16 protein-coding genes are annotated in these 21,059 nt (G+C 53.0%); 8 read left to right on the top strand and 8 right to left on the bottom strand.

Annotated features, from left to right (window positions below):
• From pdxA to V2P20_RS07940, 3 genes are all read right to left on the bottom strand, one after another.
• Positions 1 to 999 (bottom strand): 4-hydroxythreonine-4-phosphate dehydrogenase PdxA, encoded by a 999-nt coding sequence (gene pdxA / locus V2P20_RS07930; RefSeq protein WP_331817690.1) that lies wholly within the window; start codon positions 997 to 999, stop codon positions 1 to 3.
• Positions 1,000 to 1,050: 51 nt separating this feature from the next.
• Positions 1,051 to 2,553, bottom strand: a complete 1,503-nt coding sequence (locus V2P20_RS07935; protein WP_331817761.1) for a DHA2 family efflux MFS transporter permease subunit — start codon at positions 2,551 to 2,553, stop codon at positions 1,051 to 1,053.
• A gap of 114 nt (positions 2,554 to 2,667) precedes the next feature.
• Positions 2,668 to 3,684, bottom strand: a complete 1,017-nt coding sequence (locus V2P20_RS07940) for an HlyD family secretion protein (protein ID WP_331817691.1) — start codon at positions 3,682 to 3,684, stop codon at positions 2,668 to 2,670.
• A gap of 75 nt (positions 3,685 to 3,759) precedes the next feature.
• On the opposite strand from V2P20_RS07940, the gene V2P20_RS07945 reads away from it, so the two are divergent.
• Together V2P20_RS07945 and V2P20_RS07950 are read left to right on the top strand one after the other, a co-directional pair.
• A complete protein-coding gene (locus tag V2P20_RS07945; protein ID WP_331817692.1) occupies positions 3,760 to 4,374 on the top strand; it encodes a TetR/AcrR family transcriptional regulator in 615 nt (204 codons plus the stop codon).
• Positions 4,361 to 5,647 (top strand): TolC family protein, encoded by a 1,287-nt coding sequence (locus V2P20_RS07950; RefSeq protein ID WP_331817693.1) that lies wholly within the window; start codon positions 4,361 to 4,363, stop codon positions 5,645 to 5,647. Before V2P20_RS07945 ends, V2P20_RS07950 begins: the two co-directional genes overlap by 14 nt.
• Before the next feature lie 178 nt (positions 5,648 to 5,825).
• On the opposite strand, the gene V2P20_RS07955 is transcribed toward V2P20_RS07950, so the two are convergent.
• From V2P20_RS07955 to V2P20_RS07975, 5 genes are all read right to left on the bottom strand, one after another.
• The gene (locus V2P20_RS07955; RefSeq protein ID WP_331817694.1) at positions 5,826 to 7,367 is read right to left on the bottom strand and encodes a cytochrome c peroxidase; all 1,542 of its coding nucleotides are present in this window, start codon (positions 7,365 to 7,367) and stop codon (positions 5,826 to 5,828) included.
• Positions 7,368 to 7,969: 602 nt separating this feature from the next.
• Positions 7,970 to 9,391 (bottom strand): nitrogen regulation protein NR(I), encoded by a 1,422-nt coding sequence (gene ntrC / locus V2P20_RS07960; protein WP_331817695.1) that lies wholly within the window; start codon positions 9,389 to 9,391, stop codon positions 7,970 to 7,972.
• Positions 9,384 to 10,430, bottom strand: coding sequence for a nitrogen regulation protein NR(II) (gene glnL, locus V2P20_RS07965; protein WP_331817696.1), 1,047 nt, complete (start codon positions 10,428 to 10,430; stop codon positions 9,384 to 9,386). The genes ntrC and glnL overlap by 8 nt, the downstream gene beginning before the upstream one ends.
• A gap of 228 nt (positions 10,431 to 10,658) precedes the next feature.
• On the bottom strand, positions 10,659 to 12,068 hold the full coding sequence (gene glnA, locus V2P20_RS07970; RefSeq protein ID WP_331817697.1) for a glutamate--ammonia ligase: 1,410 nt from the start codon (positions 12,066 to 12,068) through the stop codon (positions 10,659 to 10,661).
• Between the two features lie 172 nt (positions 12,069 to 12,240).
• The gene (locus V2P20_RS07975) at positions 12,241 to 13,413 is read right to left on the bottom strand and encodes a porin (RefSeq protein ID WP_331817698.1); all 1,173 of its coding nucleotides are present in this window, start codon (positions 13,411 to 13,413) and stop codon (positions 12,241 to 12,243) included.
• Positions 13,414 to 13,592: 179 nt separating this feature from the next.
• Between V2P20_RS07975 and V2P20_RS07980 the strand changes: the two genes are divergently transcribed.
• The 6 genes from V2P20_RS07980 to V2P20_RS08005 all read left to right on the top strand — a co-directional run bounded on the left by V2P20_RS07980 (position 13,593) and on the right by V2P20_RS08005 (position 21,033).
• Positions 13,593 to 13,718 (top strand): hypothetical protein, encoded by a 126-nt coding sequence (locus tag V2P20_RS07980; protein WP_331817699.1) that lies wholly within the window; start codon positions 13,593 to 13,595, stop codon positions 13,716 to 13,718.
• A gap of 358 nt (positions 13,719 to 14,076) precedes the next feature.
• Complete coding sequence (gene glnK, locus V2P20_RS07985) at positions 14,077 to 14,415, top strand: P-II family nitrogen regulator (RefSeq protein ID WP_331817700.1); 339 nt, start codon at positions 14,077 to 14,079, stop codon at positions 14,413 to 14,415.
• Between the two features lie 13 nt (positions 14,416 to 14,428).
• Entirely contained in the window at positions 14,429 to 15,844 is a 1,416-nt protein-coding gene (gene amt / locus V2P20_RS07990; RefSeq protein WP_331817701.1) for an ammonium transporter, read from the top strand.
• A gap of 230 nt (positions 15,845 to 16,074) precedes the next feature.
• Positions 16,075 to 16,413 (top strand): P-II family nitrogen regulator, encoded by a 339-nt coding sequence (locus V2P20_RS07995; RefSeq protein ID WP_194969769.1) that lies wholly within the window; start codon positions 16,075 to 16,077, stop codon positions 16,411 to 16,413.
• Positions 16,414 to 16,429: 16 nt separating this feature from the next.
• Positions 16,430 to 17,719: an ammonium transporter gene (locus tag V2P20_RS08000; protein ID WP_331817702.1), complete on the top strand. Its 1,290-nt coding sequence runs from the start codon at positions 16,430 to 16,432 to the stop codon at positions 17,717 to 17,719.
• Positions 17,720 to 17,817: 98 nt separating this feature from the next.
• The gene (locus V2P20_RS08005) at positions 17,818 to 21,033 is read left to right on the top strand and encodes a DUF748 domain-containing protein (RefSeq protein WP_331817703.1); all 3,216 of its coding nucleotides are present in this window, start codon (positions 17,818 to 17,820) and stop codon (positions 21,031 to 21,033) included.
• The last annotated feature ends 26 nt before the right edge of the window (positions 21,034 to 21,059 follow it).

Genomic DNA, 21,059 nt, shown 5'->3' on the forward strand with positions numbered 1-21,059 from the left:
TTATCGAGTCGTGTTGGTTGCCATGAGTAATGCGGTTTCTATGGCGCTGAGCAGGCTGCCGATTTCGGCTTTGCCGGTGCCGGCCAAATCCAGGGCCGTGCCGTGGTCCACGGACGTGCGGATGATCGGCAGGCCCAGCGTGATGTTGACGGCCTGCCCGAAGCCCATGTGCTTGAGCACGGGCAGTCCCTGGTCATGATACATGGCTAGTACGGCATCGGCCGATGCCAGATATTTCGGCGTGAACAGCGTGTCGGCCGGCAGCGGGCCCTGCAGGTTCATGCCCTGTTTGCGCAGGCTGTCGAGCACCGGCTCAATGACTTCGATCTCCTCGCGCCCGAGGTGGCCGCTCTCGCCGGCATGCGGATTCAGGCCGCAGACCAGGATGCGGGGATTGGCCAGCTTGAAGCGCGAGCGCAGGTCCTGATCCAGTATGCACAGGACGGCTCTCAGCCGCGAATGGGTGATGGCCGCGCTGACTTCCGACAGCGGCAGGTGGGTCGTGACCAGCGCCACGCGCAGGCCGGGCGTGGCCAGCATCATGACTGGATGCCCGCCGGTCATGTCGGCAATGTATTCGGTATGGCCGCTGAAGGTAAAGCCGGCGTCATTGATGATGCCTTTGTGCACGGGGCCAGTCACCAGCGCATCGAATAAACCCTCCATGCAGCCTTTGGTCGCTTTCGTGATCGTTTTCAGGACGTAGCGGCTGTTGGCCGGGTTTAAGCGGCCGCACTGGGCCGGTTCCGCCAGTTCAACGGGCAGCACGGTCAGGCAGCCGGCCTGCTGAGGCGTTGGCGGCAGTGTGCTGTCAAAGGTTTTTATACTGATTTTCAGACCCAACTGTTGAGCGCGCTGTTCCAATAAATCAGGGCAGGCGATGGCGACGATTTCACACGGCAAATCCTGCTGGGCCAACTGAACGCAGAGATCGGGGCCGATGCCGGCGGGTTCGCCCGGCGTCAAGGCGAGACGTTGTAGGGATGAGCTGGCGGTCATGATGCTCCAGGTAAAAATGAATGATTTTTACAGTATAAAGAATTAAGCGGATTATTCCATCTGAATCGAGCCGGCCTTTTCTTGGTCCACTTTTTTCAGGAACGGCGCGATGAGCAGCGAGCCCAGAAAAATCAAAGCAATGAGCTGAAACAGATTGTTGAAAGTCATGACTTCCGCTTCACGCATGGCCAGCGCGGTAATCTGTTTCAATGCCGCCGAGGAAGGCTCGGATAAGTTAAATTGGCCCATCGATTCAGCGAGCCCTTCCCACAGTTGCTGCGCCGGATAGTTGGTGGCTGTCATCGATTCGCGCAAGTCCGCATAATGGCTTTTCGTCAGATAGCTGACCAACGTATTGGCCACGGCCAGTCCGATCGCGCCGCCCAGGTTTCGCATCAGGTTATAAAGGCCGCTGGCGTTTTTGACTTCTTCGACCGGCAGCAGGCCTAACGCCAGCGTATTGATGGGCAGAAAGCACAGCATCAGCGCGGTGCCGCGAATGGCTTGCGGCCAGAAGAATTCCCAATAGCCTGATTCGGCCGTCAGCCCGGCATTCAGCCAGCAGCCCAGCGCGAACAGGCCAAAGCCCAGGCACAGCATCCAGCGCAAATCCATTTTTTTCTCCAGCGGGCCTGCGATAAACGCCGACAGCAGCTGGAACAGGCCGACCACCATCAGGTAATAGCCGATTTGCAGGCTGTTGAGGCCTTTGACGCTGCCCAGGTAAATCGGCACCAGATAAATGATCGAAAAAAGCCCGATGCCCAGCACGAAGCTGTACAGGCAGCCGACGGCAAAATTGACATTGCGGAAGGCGCGCAGATCGATGATCGGATGCGGATTTTTTAATTCCCAGATCAGCATGGCGATGCCGCTGACCGCCGCGACCAGGGTCAGCGTCATGATCAGGCGATCCTCAAACCACTGGTAACGCACGCCTTCTTCCAGCACATACTGCATGCAGCCCAGGCAAACCGCGATCAAAACAATGCCGATGAAGTCGATTTTCTGCAGCAGATGCCACTCGGGCTGATCGATGTCAACGGTCAGCCAGACCAGTACGCAGACCACGATGCCCGGCACCACGTTGACCAGAAACAGCGATTGCCAGCTGTAGGTTTCGGTCAGGTAGCCGCCCAGGATCGGGCCGGCAGTCGGCGCGATCGTCACGATCAGGCCCAGTACGATGGTCATGGCCGGCTGCAGGCGCGGCGGGAACATGATGAAGATGACCGTGAAGGTGACCGGAATCATCGCGCCGCCCAGAAAGCCTTGTATCAAGCGGAAGATGACCATGGACGGCAGGTTCCAGGCGAATGCGCAGAACAGGCTGGCCAGCGTGAACCCGCCGGCCGAGATAGCGTACAGGTAGCGCGTCGAAAAAACCCGTCCCAGCCAGCCGGACAGGGGAATGATGATGACTTCGGCGATCAGATAAGAAGTCTGCACCCAGGCAATTTCGTCCTGCGTGGCGGACAGCCCGGCCTGTATTTCCTTGAGCGAACTGGCGACGATCTGAATGTCCAGAACCGCCATGAAAACGCCGACCGCCATGCTGAAAAAGCCGATCCACTGCGTCGTGGTCAGCCCGGCTTCCTCAGTCCGGCTTTGTGCTTCTTCCGGCTGGCTTGGTAATTCCGGCTGTTCTTGTAATTGCGCTGACATACGTTACAGGACTTTAACCTTGGCTTCGGCGGACAGGCCCGGCTTCAGCAGGCTGATGTCTTGGCCGGCGTCGAAGACAATCTTGACCGGTACGCGGCGCACGATTTTCGTGAAATTGCCGGTAGCGTTTTCGGGCGGCAGGATGCTGAATTCGGAACCGCTGGCCGGCGCAAAGCTGTCGACTTTGCCGTGCAGCTCAAGTCCGGGATAGGCGTCCACCTTGATCGATACGGCTTGTCCCACACGCATGTGTTCCAGCTGGGTTTCCTTGAAATTGGCTTCGACCCATATTTTATGGTTTTCTATCAGGTAGGCCAGCGTAATGCCCGGACGGACCAGCTGCCCGCGCTGCACACCGCGCTTGCCGATGATGCCGTCGGTCGGCGCGCGTACTTTGGTATGGTCGAGTTCTATTTGGGCCAGCGTCAATCGGGCCTGGATATTTTTCAGGCGCGCCTCGGTTTCGGCGATTTCAATATCGAGCGTAGTCAGCTGATTGCGTTCCGCCGTCAGCGTCGAATGTGTGGCTTTGAGTTCGGCGCCGGTCTGCTTGGATTCCGACTGGATCTTGTCGAGCGACTGGGCAGGGGCCGAGCCTCGGTTGATCAGATTGGTAAAACGGTATAAATCCTTCTGGGTTTGTTCCTGTTTCGCTTGCGATGCGGTTATGTTGGCTCTGACGGCCTCTATGCGCGCATGCTGTGATGTTTTCATGGCCTGGAGGCGATCGATGTGCGCCATTTCGGCCGCAATATCCGCTTCGGCCTGAGCGACTTTGGCCTGGTAATCGCGGTCGTCTATCGTGACCAGCACATCGCCCTGTTTGACGGCCTGATTGTCATCGATGGCCAGTTCTGTCACATAGCCCTCTACCTTGGGACTGATCAGCACGATATTGGACCTCAAGTAGGTATTGTCGGTGGCTTCATACTGACGGCGGTCAAGCAGCCAATAGCCGACCGCGGCGACGATGACAACAATAAATAGTAAGCCTAATAAAATGGATCGGGAGCGTTGCATAAACTACCTTGATAAACTAAACGGTTTAGTTTAGTCTAGCTCATCCGTTTTATTTATCAAAATAGTTTTCTTTCGATGATTTCAAAATCCATTGATCCCAAGCGGCAAGCCATTATCGAGGCGGCCACACGCATGTTTCTGGCGCACGGCTACCGGAATGTCAGCATGGATAAAATTGCACAGGCCGCGCCTGTTTCCAAAGCCACGCTGTACAATCATTTTGACAGTAAGAATGCGCTGCTGGCCGCTGTCGTTTCAAACCTATGCGCTTCTTTGCTGCAAACCATGAGCGAAGCCGTCATCGACTCGGATGATGTCGAAAAGAACCTGAAAAAAATCGCCGCGTCGTTTATGGATCTGTTTTTTTCGGAAGACGGGATGGCCGGTTACCGGCTTTTCATTACCGAAAGCCGCGATTTTCCCGAACTGGGGCAATTGGTTTATGAAAGCGGCGCATTGCCGGCCTTGACCGGGCTGGAAAATTATCTGCGCCGGCTGAATGACGACGGCCGCTTTAGCATTGCCGATCCGGTGTTCGCGGCGAATGCCTTCTTCAACTTGCTGAAAGGCGACTTGTATTTTCCTTGCTTGCTGGGAATCAGGCCGTTGCCTTCGGGTGACGAAAAAAACCGCGTGATTAATGAAGTCATTCCTTTTTATCTGCAGGGCATTTTGCATGCTGACCAATAATAAACCTCTGTGCGCTAGCCTAATCAGTGTTTTGGTGACCACTGCGCCTGCCGTATCGGCCGAAACGCTGGAAGAGGCCTGGAACAGCGCCATTGATAATAACCATCAGATCAAGGCTGCCAAAATCGATACATCGGCAGCCGAAGAGCAGTTGAATTCAGCCAAGGGACAGCGGCTGCCGGAACTTAATGTCAGCAGCGGTTATACCCAGCGCAGTGAAACGCCGGGTGCCGTGACGCAAATAGACGGCAGAACGGCCCAGTTCAATACTCAGCAGCCGGGCAATATGGACGCACAGGCCATCGCGACGCTGCCCATTTATACCGGAGGCCGCATCAGTCACGACATCAACGCCGCCGAGGCATCCCTTCAGGCTGCGCAGCACAATGAAACCACGGCCCAGCTGGATATAAAAATGCAGGTGGCTGAGGCTTATATCGCGGTATTGCGCGCCGAAAGCTCGCTGCAAGTCGCAAAAAGCCATGTCGACAGCCTGAAAGCGCATGTTGTCGATGTCAATAATCTGTTCGATCAGGGCATGGTGGCCCGCAATGACGTGCTGGCGGCGAACGTGGAACTGGTCAATGCTGAGCAGCAGGTCGTGCAGGCCGGCAATCGGCTCGATATCGCCAAGGCCAGCTATAACCGTCTGCTGGACCGCAATCTTGAAGATGAGGTCAAACTGGTGAAACAATTTCCGGAAATGCCCAAGGAAGATCTGAAAGCGCTGAATAATGATGCCTTGAAGCAGCGTTCCGAACTGGCCGTGCTGACGCGGCAAATCGAGTCTCTGGAGCAACAGGCGCAGAGCGTCAAGGCCGGCGTATTGCCGCAGGTCGCCATCAACGGCGGCTATCAGTACCAGGAAAACCGCTATCAGGCCGCTGAAAGCATGTGGCTGGTCAACGCCGGCGTCAAATGGAAACTGTTCGACGGCAGCACGCGCCACCAGAGCGATGCCATCAGCCGGCAGGCCATTTCCCTGAAGGAACAGCGCGACGACTTGACCAGCACTATCGGCCTGCAAGTGCGCCAGGCCTGGCTGGATTATCAGGAAGCCCGAAAACGCGTCGCCGTGACCCAACAGGCTATCGAACAGGCTGAAGAAAACATGAGAGTGACCACCGATAGCTATCAGCAGGGCCTGTCGACCAATACCGATGTATTGAAAGCCGAGGATCTGCGCACCACCTCGCATGACAATTTCAACAATGCCAATTACGATGCCGCGCAGGCTGTTCTGCGCCTGCGGCGTGCGGTGGGAGTATTGTAAATAGCAGTAATGCGCCAGCCTGATTCAGTATCGTGGACATCGCCATTACTACCCTCGGGGCATTCGTTATTCTTGTCGATATGTTGCCCGAATAAACTCAATATGTCAGCTCACGGCGCCTTATTGCGTGCCGTGAGCGCTCGACGGCTGCCTTATCAGTTCCTGGTCGACTGAAAGTCTATGGCCTCGTGACTGGATTTTGGTCTGTGAAAGTTTTCAAGAACTGCACGACCGCTTCTTCCTCCGCTTGAGTCAGATGCTGGTTTCCTATCACGCTAATACTTTGAGTCGTGGCATTCGGGAACTCGGGTTCCGGCCAGCAGTTAGCCGCAATCGCATCGCTGGCCCTCATGTCGCCCGGGCAACGGGTGATCGGCCCTCCTGGCCATGTTGCGGCTGTGCTGTTCGGGTCGGGCGTGGCGTTGGGATCATCCGTGCAGACTGGCGTCGAGGAGGAAAAGATGCTGATACTGGCGCAGCCTGCTTTGAAGACCAAGGACGTGTTGTAGAAGTGAACGATCTGCTCCAGGCTCTTGAAATAGCCGTTGTGGCCATAGGCTTTTATAAAGCCATCCGGGGCGGCTACATTGCGCAGAGTTGGGGCTCTGTTAGGTCCTGGCGGGATGGAAATCAAAGCTGATTGACCGGTGAGTTCCGGTCTGGCAGTACTTATGTGTGCGGTCAAACCCGTTATAACCCCTTTTCCCACTCCGGGGATCTCCGGATTAAAAGGCAGGCCAGTATGGTGATAGCGGTTGTCGGTGTAAAGCTGGTCCGGCTCCGTACCATCGGAATCGGCAGCGCCGCTGTTGTGGCATTCAGAGCAGCCGGCGTTTTTACCCTCAGGGTTTTGGCCTGAATCGTTGCGGCCATAAAACAGATCGTGTCCCAAATTTTCTGCGTCGGTAAAGCCGTCCAGCGGGAATTTTTTGTCGGCATCGGCTGCGAGCGCCTGGTCACGCCTGGAACTGAACTGGTTGACTTCGTCCGAAGCCTCCCAGGCTGCGAGAGCCAGTGCAATTCGCTTGAAACTAGTCTCAAGCCCTCCGGTACAGTCGATAGCTTCATCATAGGCGGCATTGTACAAATCTTTGTATGCAGCCGATTGGACTATCTCGCAAACACCCTGTTTGCTGATGTTATGCTCAATGGGACTCGGAAAGGGATTCAGGGCTTGATCTGCCAAAGGGCCAAGAAATTTTGCATACTCGGCCTGCTTTGCCGGCGGGATGTCATCCACTGTAACCGTAGCGCTGGCCCCGCCGTCCCCAATAGGGCTGGCCGATGGGGATGTTTTTCCGAAGCCTTCGGCGAAGCCGTTCCAGGTACTTCCACCCTGGAAGTTTCTGCCTATCAGCGCTTCCACTTGTGCAGGTTCTGTTATGGCTTCAAAATTATCAAGGCGTTGGAAACTAAAAGGCGGAGAAAATATTGCATAAGCGTTGCTCGGCGGCTTGATGACGCCTAGCGCCTGGGGTGCTGCGCCTGGTGCCACCACTATAGTGTTGTTGATGGCGGAATCAGGCAAGACCCAGCCTACTGCCGGATCATGGCATGAGGCGCAGGCCAGCGTGCCGGGATTGGATATCTTGTCGAAAAATACATTCTTGCCCAGTTGTTCTAAAGGTGTGAGCTCGGCTGCAGTCGTGCTGAAAGAGAGGAGTAGTGGAATGGCTGCAGCCGGTGTGGCGATCAAGGTTTGGCTTGCCTTAATAATCATATCGTTACCTCTAATTTTAATGCTGAATTTGAGGACTTCCACATTTTGCCTTTTACCTGTCGGTAGAAGGCAAGAATGAGGCGATCAAAAAAGGAAAAGCTGTATGTTTAAACGTGCAGGAGGCTGAATTTAAAATTTTTAAGCATTTCATCTGAACAATGCCTACTCAGGCAACCCAACCTCCTCGTTATGAAGCTACGCTTAAGGGATTGAAAAAACAACTGTTGAGAATACCTAGGTTCTGCTTGGGGCAGCGGGTAACGGGGCCTCAGCCATTTGAATCGAAATGCACACCCAAGGGAGAATTGACCAGGAACGGTATACGCTTTACGGTTTGCTATGGCTGGGCCAGCGGGTCTACAGGGAAAATGCCGGTGATTTTTCAAAGCGGTAGTGCGGATTTTCCCTAGTGGAGCTTCACTAGGGCGCATTGTCCGCCTCATTAAGCCGATGGCATAGTGTTTGAGCATCTAATCTGCTCTACAATCCTCATTTTTCAAATCCTCGCATAAAAAAGGGGCCGGTATACAAAAGAGCGGTGAAATACTGAGATATAACGGCTTTGCGCGTCATCATCCAGCTTATAGTTTTCGCAACGGATGTTATTCATCCTCTATACCCAGTTCCTTTATTTTCCGCGTCAGGGTATTGCGCCCATAGCCGAGCATAATCGCCGCTTCGTGGCGCTTGCCGTGCGTATAGTCTAATGCGGCTTTAATCAGCAGCGTTTCAACGGCCGGAATGATATGTTTGGCGATTTCAGGCTTTTTAGCCAGCAGCTGTTGATCTATCGAGGTTCTTAGCAACGACTGCCAATCGCTGCTTGTGGTGTCTTTCTCCGACTGGGTATGCAGCAGTTCGGGCGGCAGGTCATGGATATGGATTTCGCGGCCCGATGCCATGACCGTCATCCAGCGGCAGCAGTTTTCCAGTTGCCGGACGTTGCCGGGCCATTCCAGCGAGCTCAGGAAAGCCTCGGCTTCAGGTTTTAATGTTTTGATTTCAGTATTCAGTTCAAGCGCGGCCTGGCTCAGAAAATGGCGCAGCAGCAATGGGATGTCCTGCTTCCTGTCGCGCAATGGCGGAATGTGGATGCGGATGACATTTAGTCTATGGAACAAATCTTCGCGGAAGCGGCCTTCATTGACTAGCGCTTCCAGATTCTGGTGCGTGGCGGCAATGATGCGTACATCGACTCTTACAGATGAGTGAGAGCCGACAGGATAGAACTCGCCGTCGGCCAGTACGCGCAGCAGGCGCGTTTGCAGTTCGGCCGGCATGTCGCCTATCTCGTCCAGAAACAGCGTGCCGCCGTTGGCCTGTTCGAAGCGTCCGGCCCGACGGGCTTGCGCGCCGGTAAACGAGCCTTTTTCATGGCCGAACAGTTCCGATTCCATCAGGTCTTTCGGGATGGCGGCCATATTCAAGGCGATAAACGGTTTCTGGGCTCTCGGGCTGTGCCGGTGCAGGGCTTTGGCGACCAGTTCCTTGCCGGTGCCCGATTCGCCATTGATCAGCACGGTGATATGGGAGCGGGCCAGCCGGCCGATGGCGCGGAAGACTTCCTGCATGGCCGGCGCCTCGCCGATGATTTCCGGCGGAGTTTCGATCAGGGCGGTTTCTTCATGGCCGCGTGCCCGTTCCCGCTGCTGGCGGCTATGCACGCAGGCGCGATGTGCGAGATCGACGACTTCCTTGATATCGAAGGGTTTGGGCAGATACTCGAAGGCGCCGCCGTGGAATGCCGAGACCGCGCTTTCAAGATCGGAGTGCGCGGTCATGACGATAACCGGCAGGTCAGGATGGCTGTGCTGGATTTTATCGAGCAATTTCAGGCCATCCATGCCGGGCATGCGGACGTCGGTCAACAAGGCATCAGGCGACTCATGCTGCAAGGTCTCCAGCAATTCTTGCGCGCTGGAAAAGCTGCGCGTCATGATGGCGGCTTTTTCAAACGCTTTTTCAAGAACCCAGCGTATGGATTTGTCGTCATCGACGATCCAGACGGTGTCAAGACTATTCATGGCCGGGCTCCACGGGTAAAAAGACCGAAAATACAGTACGGCCGGGCTCGCTGCTGCATTCGATCAGGCCGTTATGCTGATTAATCAGGGATTGCGCTATCGATAAACCCAGCCCGGTGCCTTCCGCGCGCCCCGTAATCATCGGATAAAAGATCTGGTTCAGCATGTCGGCGTCTATGCCGGGGCCGTAGTCGATAATGTCGATCTTGACGGCCAGTTTATAGCGTTTCCGGCCTATGGTCATCTGCCGGTGTATGCGCGTTTTGATCATGATTTCACCTTTGCTCTCCATAGCCTGTGCGGCGTTCCGGGCGATATTCAGGATGGCCTGGATAAGTTGGTCTTTGTCGGCCTGAATCTCGGGGATGCTGGGGTCATAGTCATGCTTGACTTTGAGGCCGGCGGACTCGGCTTGCACGAGCTGCCTGACGCGCTCCAGCACTTCATGAATGTTCAAGGCTTTTTTATCGGGCAACTTGTTGGGGCCCAGCATTTTATCCATGAGCCCCTGCAGCCGGTCTGATTCGGCGATGATGATTTGCGTGTACTCCTTGAGCTCCGGTTCGTGCAGCTCCAGGTCCAGCAGTTGAGCCGCGCCGCGCAGGCCGCCCAGCGGGTTCTTGATTTCATGGGCCAGTCCTCTGACCAGCAGCCGGGCTGTATTTTGCTGATGCAGCTGCTGTTCTTCTTTCGATATGCGCAGGTGGGTGTCGACCTGCTGCAGTTCTACCAGGATTTCCTCCAGTTGCTGCTCCTTGATGAGCGGCGTGGCGCTGAAGTTGATCGTGACAGTCTGCGCCATGCGGTCCAGGGTCAGCTCACGATCGAACAGCGGTTCCTCCATCGTCAGACATTGCTGCAGGTTCAGTAACAGGGCCGGGTCGGAAGACCTGAACAAATCCTGAGCAGTAAGGCCTATCAAATGACGCGCACTGTCGGCCAACAATATTTCGCCTGCTGTATTGATGTAGGTGAGCTTCAATTCATGATCAAACAGCAAAATGGCTTCGTTAAGATGTTCAAGTATGCGTTTATACACGGTTCCTCTAGGGGCTGTATTGATGCTGTGCTTTAATCCAAGCAATTATCAGACCATGTTGCATGGATTGTGTTTAAACAGTTTTTGGGGAAACGGTTTCAGTGAACAGGCGGGGCTGCGTTGCCGCTATGATAAAACGCCGGAGCGGCAATGCAAATCGCTGAAACGAAAAACGCCCCAAAATGGGGCGTTTTTGTGTAGCCTTATAAAAGGCGATCAGTTGATCGCTTATAAGCTGTAGTACATATCAAATTCTACAGGGTGCGTGCTCATGCGCAGACGGGTGACTTCTTCCATTTTCAGTTTAATGTAGCCGTCAATCACGTCGTTAGTGAATACACCGCCTCTGGTCAGGAATTCACGGTCTTTATCCAGCGCTTCCAATGCCTGGTCGAAAGCGTGGCAGACTTGTGGAATTTCTTTCTCTTCTTCCGGCGGCAGATCGTACAAGTCTTTATCCATAGCTTCGCCAGGATGAATTTTGTTTTGGATGCCGTCCAGGCCCGCCATCATCATGGCTGCGAATGCCAGATATGGGTTCGCGGTTGAGTCAGGGAAGCGCACTTCGATACGACGGCCTTTAGGGTTTTGTACGTATGGAATACGGATGGAAGCGGAACGGTTACGCGCAGAATAAGCCAGCATAACAGGCGCTTCAAAGCCTGGAACCAGACGTTTGTAGCTGTTGGTTGACGCGTTTGTGAAAGCGTTCAGAGCTTTGGCATGTTTAATGATGCCGCCGATGTAATACAGGGCTGTTTCAGACAGGCCGCCATACAGGTCGCCGGAGAACAGGTTCACGCCGCCTTTAGATAAAGACTGGTGTACATGCATGCCGCTGCCGTTGTCGCCAACCAGGGGTTTAGGCATGAAAGTGACGGTTTTGCCATAAGCATGCGCGATGTTGGAGATGACATATTTCAAATTCAGGACTTCGTCGGCTTTTTTAACCAGCGTGTTGAATTTTACGCCGATTTCGCATTGGCCGGCAGTCGCCACTTCATGGTGGTGAACTTCAGTCTGCATGCCCATTTCTTCCAGCGTCAGGCACATTGCAGAACGGATGTCCTGGAATGAGTCAACCGGCGGCACAGGGAAGTAACCGCCTTTAACGCCGGGACGGTGGCCGATGTTGCCGTCTTCGTAAACTTTTTCTGAGTTCCAGCCAGCTTCTTGTGAGTCGATTTTGAAAAAAGACCCGCTCATGTCGGCATTCCAGCGAACGTCGTCGAAAATGAAGAATTCGTTTTCAGGGCCGAAAAAAGCAGTGTCAGCGATGCCGGTTGATTGCAGATAAGCTTCTGCGCGCTTGGCGATAGAGCGAGGGTCGCGCTCGTAGCCTTGCATGGTGCTTGGCTCAATGATGTCGCAGCGGATGATCAACGTGTTGTCATCAAAGAATGGGTCCATGACCGCAGTAGTTGGGTCAGGCATCAGGATCATGTCGGACTCATTGATTCCTTTCCAGCCGGCGACTGATGAACCGTCGAACATGTTGCCTTCTTCAAAGGTGTCTTCATCGACGGTATGAGCTGGGAATGTGACGTGCTGTTCCTTGCCGCGCGTGTCGCAAAAGCGAAAATCGACGAATTTCACGTCGTTTTCTTCAATCATTTTAAGTACTTTTTCTACGGACATTTATTTTGTCTCCTGGAGGGGTTTTAAAGGGAGGTTATAAAAGGCAAACGGCATAAAATACCTTTTTTTTGAAGACTTAGCTACTAGAAAAGAGCGCAACAAGCCCGGTGTTAGTGCGTCGCCTGAAACATGAAACACGTCCTTGTGTTGCATAAAATTTAAGAGTCGGGGGTTAAAAGCGAACGATTGCATCGGCTGAAATCAGGACTTGGTTATAGCTTAAGCCGTCATTATATGCCGCATTTCCGTTTGAATGATCGTATCTGACTTCAGGGCGCAACATCAGCCAGGACATGGGCTTGTAATTCATGCCTACAGTGGCCGCCAGATAATGGCCTTTGTTGCCGTTGACCCTGATGCCGTCTTCGTCGCGGAACCATTCAAAGCGTGCGCCAACGCCAACTTTGTCGGACACATCATAAGTCAGGTACTGGTTGATGCCATACCATTTTGCTGGGTCAGCGCTTTGCGATTTTTCTTCTATACCCATATCGTGTTGCAGTTTGTAATGCAGTTTGTCGGTGATGTCGCGGCTCAATACAACACTGTACATCGTGCGATTGTGTTCATCATTTTTGTTGACATCGCCGGTGATGACCGAAAAGGCCAAGGACGTCTTTTTGTCGTCGGCCGTAAAAGTGGCGCCGCCCAGGAAATTGGCCGGCTCCTGAAAGAATGAATCCCATCCTGATACGACGCCGCCGGTAATGCTGAGGTTATCATTGACCGGGTAGGACGATATGATGCCGGTGTGCGTGAACGGTTCGCCATATTGCATCGTGTAGGCATGAGAGAAGAAAAAGTTATCAGGCGCTGTGACAACTTCATTGCCGATAATGGTGTAAAAATGGCCGATCTTGGTCGTGATGCCGTTGCCGACAGGCGCGAAAACCGTCGCATAGACTTGCGGGAAAGCGAGTTTGTAGAGGCGCGAGGAGCCGTCCGTGATCAGGTTGTCGTCAAAGTTGGCCTGCGTGGTGTAGAAGGCGTCTATGCCATAGGCGATATCGGCCCGAAACCCCACATCCCATTGGCTGCCTTCGGCGTCAACGGCTCTTTCGATAAAGCCGTACAATTGATGGGCATTGAATTCGTTGGCGCGATTGTTGAATGTGACAGGGCCGTTTGTTCTGCTTTCAGGATCATCAGGATTGCCCGCGATACCGGCCGAGACCCAGCCGCCGACATTGATGCCCAGGCTTTTCATGGGTGCTGCTTCATTAATGTTGAAACCGGTCAGACTTTCAACCGCCCCTTTGTCGTCTGCCTGTGCCAGTGATGAGCAAAGCAGGGCGCTGCATAAGGTAAGCGGCCAGCCGTTATATTTTTTGTCATGAGTCAGCATAAATATTGCCTTTTGTCAGGTTCTTATCAAGCATCCCGGGAAAATCATGGAGTTGGGATGCCAGCTTGATCTAAATTTTAAGTCCATCGGTAGAACTAATTTCAAATATAGTTGTTTGTATCGCAAAATGTGGTTTTATTAATACACTTAAGATTATAGAAGCAAGATGCGGGCCAAATATGCTTAAGCTGGATTGCCTTGATAAATATAAAGAATCAGGCCGAATTAATATTATCGGTTTGAGTCAAAATGGTGCAAAAAAAATTTATTTGATCCAGTTTGGTGCATCAGGTGTCACTGGCTGACTCTGTATTTCAGTCATAAGGAGCGTGCAGAACATAAATTATGCCAATGAATTTTTTGTTTTACTGCAGACATTAAGTTGAATCATTCTCGGCGTTAGCTATGCTTCAAAGCAAATTAATTGCTCGGAACAGCTTTGCGATGATTTCAGGCCTACATGGTTCAGGGCGAATATAAAGTTAGGATGACTTCATACGGTATTTAAGCTTCAAAATGGTGCTTATAAATCCCTGTTTGCACTGGAGTTGTGCGGCCTTTTTTCAAAAAACCTCAGCTTTATCAGCATTTATCGGGATTTTTTCCTTGGCACAGTCTGTGCATTGGATATTCCAACAGTTAACGTAAGCAATGAGGTGTTGTATGAAACTGATAACCGCTATTATCAAACCCTTCAAGCTGGACGACGTCCGCGAAGCTCTTTCCGATATAGGCGTTTCCGGTGTCACCGTAACCGAAGTCAAAGGATTTGGCCGCCAAAAAGGACATACCGAACTTTACCGCGGAGCTGAGTATGTGGTTGATTTTCTGCCTAAAGCCAAAGTGGAAGTCGCGGTAGGCGATCAGTTGCTCGATCAGGCCGTAGAGGTAATCGCCAAAGCGGCTAGCACAGGCAAAATCGGAGACGGCAAGATTTTCGTCACCAATCTGGAGCAGGTGGTCCGGATCCGCACCGGCGAAACCGGCGATGAAGCATTGTAATTTAGGGGGAAATATGAAAAGACTCTTACACACCTTTGTACTGTTTATGTTGCTGAGTTTTGCAGGGCTTTCAGTCGCGGAAACGGAAGCGGTGTTAGTGGAAACCGCGTCAGTAGCCACGCCGATCGAAAAGGGCGATACCGCCTGGATGATTGTGGCGACTGTGCTGGTCGTTCTGATGGTCGTGCCCGGCCTGGCGTTATTTTATGGCGGCATGGTGAGGGCCAAGAATATGCTGTCCATGCTGATGCAGGTGTTCGTGATTTTTTCGATGATGGCGCTGCTGTGGGCGATTTACGGTTACAGCATCGCATTCACCGAGGGCAACGCTTTCTTCGGCGGGTTCAGCAAGATGTTTCTCAAAGGCATAACGCCGGATTCGGCAGTTGGGACATGGAGCAAGGGCGTCTATGTGCCTGAATATATTTATGTTGCCTTCCAGCTTACTTTTGCCGGCATCACGCCCGCGCTGATCGTTGGCGCCTTCGCCGAACGCGTCAAGTTTTCGGCGGTATTGCTGTTTATGCTGATCTGGTTCACTTTCGCCTACCTGCCCATGGCGCATATGGTCTGGTACTGGGCGGGCGCTGATGCCTATACCGATGCAAATGCCGCTGAAGCCGCCGGTGCTACGGCAGGGTTTCTGTTCCAGAAAGGTGCGCTGGATTTTGCCGGCGGTACGGTTGTGCATATCAATGCCGGCATAGCCGGCCTGATCGGCAGCCTGATGATCGGCAAGCGTATCGGCTATAAAAAAGAATCCCTGGCGCCGCATAGCGTCACGATGACCATGGTCGGCGCGGCCTTGCTTTGGGTCGGCTGGTTTGGCTTCAATGTGGGCTCCAATCTGGAAGCCAACGGCTTGGCCGCCCTGGTTTTTGTCAATACGCTGCTGGCCAGCTCGGCGGCTGCGCTGGCATGGATGACGGCCGAATGGGCGGCTCGGGGCAAGCCCAGCATGCTGGGCGCGGCTTCGGGCGCTATTGCAGGGCTCGTCGCCATTACGCCCGCCTGCGGTTGGTCCGGCCCCATGGGCGCTATTGCTCTTGGACTGGTTGCCGGCGCTATCTGTTTCTGGTCAGTAACCAGCCTGAAAAGCCGGCTCGACTATGATGACTCGCTGGATGCATTTGGCGTGCATGGCATCGGCGGCATTATTGGCGCCCTGGGCACAGGCATTGTTGCCAGCCCGGCATTAGGCGGCACCGGCGTTTGGGATTATGTCACCAACAGCGTGGCCGAATACAGTATGGCCAGCCAACTCGCAAGCCAGGCATGGGGTGTTGGCATGGCGATCATCTGGTCCGGCTTGGTGTCCTTCATCGCCTATAAGATCGTGGATATGCTGATCGGATTGCGAGTCAGCGAAGAGGTTGAGCGTGCAGGTCTCGATGTCTCGGAGCATGGTGAGTCGGCCTATAACCTTTAATTTCTGGGAGCTTCGGGATCGGTTGAAGCGGTCTTTGAAGCATTATGAAACGGTGAATAGAAGTCATAGACATCGGATAGAAGATGGGCGCGTCATGCGCCCGTTTTCGTTTGGATTGATACGGGCTTCCCGGCATGCCCTGGCGGCCGGGCAATTGTATGTTGACTGATAATTCACTATGATGGCTGTTGATGTTATCCCTAATTTTCTTTTAATAATCGAGAGAAATCATGAAATTAATCACAGCAATCATTAAACCGTTCAAAATGGATGACGTAAGAGAGGCGTTATCTGAAATCGGCGTCTCCGGCGTGACGGCCACCGAAGTTAAAGGCTTCGGCCGTCAAAAAGGTCATACCGAGCTCTACCGGGGGGCGGAGTATGTGGTGGATTTTCTGCCTAAAGTTAAGCTGGAAATCGCGGTGCCGGACAGTATTTTGGATAAAGCGGTAGAAACAATCGTAAAAGCGGCCAGTACCGGCAAAATCGGTGATGGGAAAATCTTTGTCTCCAATCTGGAGCAGGTGATTCGGATCAGAACAGGTGAAACCGGGGAGGACGCTATCTAATTATGTCAGGAATAGAATGTCATTTAAATCGGGTGAACTGTTTTTAGCTTTATTATTAGTGCCGGAACTGGCTGTAGCCGGCGAGTTGAATCAGGCCAATACGGCCTGGGTGTTAACATCCACGACGCTGGTATTGTTTATGACGATACCGGGATTGTCGCTGTTTTATGGCGGCCTGGTCAGAAGCAAGAACGTACTGTCGGTTTTGATGCAGTGCTTTGCAATTACCTGCCTGGTTTCCATACTCTGGCTGGCCGGCGTCTATAGCTTGATTTTTGCCGATGGCGGCGATCTGCAAAAGCTGATAGGCGGCACATCCAAGTTGTTTTTACCGGGTGTCGGCACCGAGTCACTGACGGGCGATATCCCTGAAACAGTCTATTTTATGTTTCAAATGACATTCGCGATTATTTCGCCGGCATTGATCGTCGGCGGTTTTGCCGAACGCATGAAGTTTTCGGCGATGCTCTGGTTCAGCGGTTTATGGTTGATTCTCTGTTATCTGCCGGTTTGCCATTGGCTTTGGGGCGGCGGTTGGCTGGCCGACCTGGGCGCAATGGATTTTGCCGGCGGCATTGTGATCCATGTCAATGCCGGCGTTGCGGCCCTGGTGGCGGCGCTGGTGCTGGGGAACCGGCGCGGTTTTCCAACCACGGCCATGCCGCCGCATAATATGACCATGGTGGTGACCGGTGCCGGCATGTTGTGGGTCGGCTGGTTCGGTTTCAACGCCGGCAGCGCCTTGACGGCCAACGGCAATGCCGGCATGGCGATGCTGGTCACGCACATCGGCGCGGCGTCCGGTTCTTTGACCTGGATGTTTATCGAATGGCAACATTTTGGCAAACCCAGTGTCTTAGGCATTGTGACCGGCATGGTGGCCGGGCTGGGTACGATTACGCCGGCTTCCGGTTTCATAGGCCCCGCCGGCGCTCTGGTCATCGGCATTACCGCCGGTATTGTCTGTTTCTACGCAACGCACTATGTGAAGCGCACGCTGAAAATCGACGATTCATTGGACGTGTTTCCCGTACATGGCGTGGGCGGCGTTACGGGCTCGTTGTTGACCGGCGTGTTTGCGGCAAGCGGTCTGGGCGGCCTGGGACTGGCTGACGGCGTATCGATCATGGATCAGGTTGGCGTTCAGGCTTTGGCGATTGCCGTAACGGCAGCCTGGAGCATTGTATTCAGTTATCTGATATTGAAAGTGCTGGATAAACTGATAGGCCTGCGGGTTACTGCCGATGAGGAGGTGCAGGGGCTGGACATTGTGTTGCACGAAGAGACCGGCTATCAGGATCTATAAGTTAAATCTCAGTGTTTTGTCACAAAAAAGGCGGCGGTAGAGGTCGCCTTTTTTGTTTAGAATGGTTGCAGATGAAGCTGATCTGAGCGCAGGGGCTTATGATAAAGACACGGAAAACAGTATCCATCATTGCAAAGGTTTTATTGGCAATCGCTATCGTGCTGGCTGTCTATGCCGTGGCCGGTTTTTATGTTGTGCCGGCGGTATTGAAGTCGAAGCTGCCTGACGTCATTGAGCAGCAAACCGGCAGGAAAGCATCCATCGAAAAGATTCAATTTAATCCGTTTTCACTGTTTGCCAGTTTGGAGGGCGTCAAAGTTCAGGAGAAAAACGGCCAGCCTTTTGCCGCTTTCGATCATTTTCATTTTAATGTCAACGCGCTTGAATCCATCAAGCAATCCGCATTGGTTATTGATGACGTGCGGCTGGAAAAGCCTTTTGTCCATATCGCCAGGCAAAAAAGCGGAGACTTCAACTTTACAGATTTAATCAAGGAAAAAGCTGAAGCCCAACAGGAAGAAGGCGAAATATTTCCTGTAACCATCGGGACACTGTCCGTGGCGGAAGGAAAACTGGCTTATGAAGATGCATCGGGCAGCCAACCGATAAAAGAGCAGATTTTCCCGATCAATCTCCAGATAGACAATTTCTCGACACTGGCCGATAAGCTGTTCAACTTAAGTCTGTCGCTCGCGCTGTCGCCGGGCGGTCAGTTTGACTGGCAGGGCACGGCTGGCGTCAATCCGGTTGTCTCGGAAGGCAGCATCAAGCTCGACAAGATCAAATTGCAAAAAATTCTGGCACTGAGCAGACAGAAAAACGCTCCGATTGAATTAAAAGGCAATGAACTGCTGACAGTCACTTACAAGATCCATTCTCTAAAAGAGAAAGGGCGGCTCGGCATAGACTTATCGTTAGCGTTAAATACGGGCGAGCATCTGGAATGGCGGGGAACACTGAATACCGAGCCTTTGTCTTCGGAAGGTCATATCAAGCTGGAAAAGGTGAGGCTTGAGAGAGTCCAGCAGCTGATGGCGCAGGATACTGTGCCTTTTAATTTAAAAGGCGAGGAACTGCTTGAAGTCGATTACAAAGCCAGTTATACGAACGACAAACTCAAGCTGGCGGTCAGCCAAGGGCGGTTTGACATCCGGGATTTCCAGTTCTTGGAACAAAAGCAGGACAAAGCCCTGATTAAAGTGCCGAGTTTTTCGGTGCGCGGAATCGATTTGGACCTAAATCGGCAACAGATCGGAATTGATTCCGTTTCAGCCGATGGCGCCGACATTCAGGCCTGGCTGAATGCCGAGGGCATGCTTAATTATCAGGCTTTGTTTGCCGCCAATAAACGCGATGAAGCGCAAGCGCCCAATTCAAAACCCCAACCGGCAACTGCTGAAGAAACGCCTTGGAAGCTTAAGGTCAACAGTATCGCCCTCGCTGACTCCGCGTTGGCCTTTGAGGACCGGACGTTGAAAAATCCTGTGGCGGTAAAGCTCTCCGGCATCAATTTTAAGTTGAGTAATTTTCTCACTGAAGCGGGAACCCGTATGCCTTTTCAATTCGATACCCGCGTCAATAAGAATGGATCGATAGCGCTTAAAGGCGACGTCGTCATGACGCCTTTTTCCACCCAAACCTCTGTTGATGTCAAAAATATTGGTTTGGAAGGTTTCCAGCCTTATCTGGAAAAGTTTGCGCGGCTCGATATCATGGACGGCAAATTCAATATGGATGGCAAGCTGTCAATTGCGCTACAGGAACAAAAGCCGCCGGATATCAAGTTTGAAGGCGAGACCGGCATTGCCGATCTATTGACACGCGATCAGCTGGAGAATAAGGACTTTATTAAATGGAAAAACCTGGCTTTGAAAGAGGTGAAGGCCGATGTTTCGGCCCAGCGTTATACGGCCGCCACCCTGGCTCTCGATAAACCTTATGCGAGAGTGATCATCGAGAAGGACAAGTCGATTAACTTTAATGACGTTGTCGCCAGAGAAAAGGCTCAGACGAAGCCCGCTAAAAAAACGCCGGCGGCTGCTAAAAAAGTAGCGACGGCTAAAAAATCGCCGCCGCGCAAAACAGAGGCCTCTGCCGGCAGCAAAGAACCGTATTTTAAAATCGACCGGATTCGGGTGTCGGACGGCTCGTCTGACTTCGCCGATTTATCGCTGATTTTGCCTTTTGCGGCGCGCATTACCGATCTCAATGGCGGCGCGGGCGGATTCTCTTCGGAACAAAAGTCACGGGTCAATGTGGCTTTAAAAGGCATGGCCTACAATTTGGCGCCGGTGGATATCAAGGGGGAGGTCAGTCCTTATCAAGGGGATTTCGATTTGCAAATGAATTTTCGCGGCATGCCGATGCCGTTGATTTCGCCTTATATGGTGGAATTTGCCGGTTATAAGGTTGAGAAAGGCAAGATGACGCTGGGGCTGAAATATACCGTTGAGGACGGCAAGCTGACCGCCTCGAACAGCATCCTGATAGACCAGTTGGTGCTGGGCGAGAAAGTGGAAAATCCTGATGCCGTGTCCTTGCCGCTTGAATTGGCCGTAGCGCTGCTGAAAGATTCCGAAGGCAAAATAAAAATCGATGTGCCCATTACCGGCAGCCTCGAAGACCCTAAATTCAGCATCGGCGCGATCATTAAGGATGCCCTGGTGAATATCATCACCAAAATCATCAAGTCGCCGTTCAATGCGCTGGCTTCCTTGGCTAATGGCAAGGAGGATCTGAGCGCGATCAGTTTTGCCGCCGGCAAGGTTGAACTGGATGAGCAGCAGCAGGAAAAATTGAAAAAAGTCGCCAAAGCGCTCCAGGAGCGCCCGGCACTGGAGGTTGAAGTGAAAGGCGCTGCTTTTCAGGAGCAGGACTGGCCGGCCCTGACCGATGACGCCCTGCTGGATCAGCTTAAGCAGAGGCGGGCGGCCGAGATAGACAAGGAGGGCAGCAGAAAGATACGCGCAGAATACATCGAACTGTCCGACGAACAATACAAGCGCCTGCTGGCGGATATGTTTATCGAGAAGTTTCCGTTGCTGGCGGAAAGATCGTTTTTCGGCGCGCCGCGCTTAAAGGATTCGAAAGCCGGCGATTTTTATGAAGTCGCCAAGCAGAAGCTGACCGCCGCTATCCAGCCGGAAGAACGGCGGCTTAAAGAACTGGCCGCGGACAGGGCTCAGGCGATTGCACGGTATCTCGTTCAGCAAGGCGGCATAGAGAATGACCGCGTGTTTATTCTCGATACCGCGGTCGACCCTAAACGGGAAAACAGTGATATCGTCAGCACGTTGTCCTTGAAAGCCCGGTGATGCCTTAAGGAGTGTCGGTTAAAAAT

This window comes from Methylobacter sp. Wu1 (genome assembly GCF_036553575.1).
Taxonomy (GTDB): Bacteria; Pseudomonadota; Gammaproteobacteria; order Methylococcales; family Methylomonadaceae; genus Methylobacter.

Coding starts and splice junctions, on each gene's coding strand:
- V2P20_RS07955 (WP_331817694.1), bottom strand. CDS start 7,367: ATGATTATTAAGGCAAGCCAAACCTTGATCGCCACACCGGCTGCAGCC.
- V2P20_RS07945 (WP_331817692.1), top strand. CDS start 3,760: ATGATTTCAAAATCCATTGATCCCAAGCGGCAAGCCATTATCGAGGCG.
- ntrC (WP_331817695.1), bottom strand. CDS start 9,391: ATGAATAGTCTTGACACCGTCTGGATCGTCGATGACGACAAATCCATA.
- pdxA (WP_331817690.1), bottom strand. CDS start 999: ATGACCGCCAGCTCATCCCTACAACGTCTCGCCTTGACGCCGGGCGAA.
- V2P20_RS07980 (WP_331817699.1), top strand. CDS start 13,593: ATGCTTAAGCTGGATTGCCTTGATAAATATAAAGAATCAGGCCGAATT.
- V2P20_RS08000 (WP_331817702.1), top strand. CDS start 16,430: ATGTCATTTAAATCGGGTGAACTGTTTTTAGCTTTATTATTAGTGCCG.
- V2P20_RS07975 (WP_331817698.1), bottom strand. CDS start 13,413: ATGCTGACTCATGACAAAAAATATAACGGCTGGCCGCTTACCTTATGC.
- amt (WP_331817701.1), top strand. CDS start 14,429: ATGAAAAGACTCTTACACACCTTTGTACTGTTTATGTTGCTGAGTTTT.
- V2P20_RS07950 (WP_331817693.1), top strand. CDS start 4,361: ATGCTGACCAATAATAAACCTCTGTGCGCTAGCCTAATCAGTGTTTTG.
- glnK (WP_331817700.1), top strand. CDS start 14,077: ATGAAACTGATAACCGCTATTATCAAACCCTTCAAGCTGGACGACGTC.
- V2P20_RS07995 (WP_194969769.1), top strand. CDS start 16,075: ATGAAATTAATCACAGCAATCATTAAACCGTTCAAAATGGATGACGTA.
- glnA (WP_331817697.1), bottom strand. CDS start 12,068: ATGTCCGTAGAAAAAGTACTTAAAATGATTGAAGAAAACGACGTGAAA.
- V2P20_RS07935 (WP_331817761.1), bottom strand. CDS start 2,553: ATGGCGGTCGGCGTTTTCATGGCGGTTCTGGACATTCAGATCGTCGCC.
- V2P20_RS08005 (WP_331817703.1), top strand. CDS start 17,818: ATGATAAAGACACGGAAAACAGTATCCATCATTGCAAAGGTTTTATTG.
- V2P20_RS07940 (WP_331817691.1), bottom strand. CDS start 3,684: ATGCAACGCTCCCGATCCATTTTATTAGGCTTACTATTTATTGTTGTC.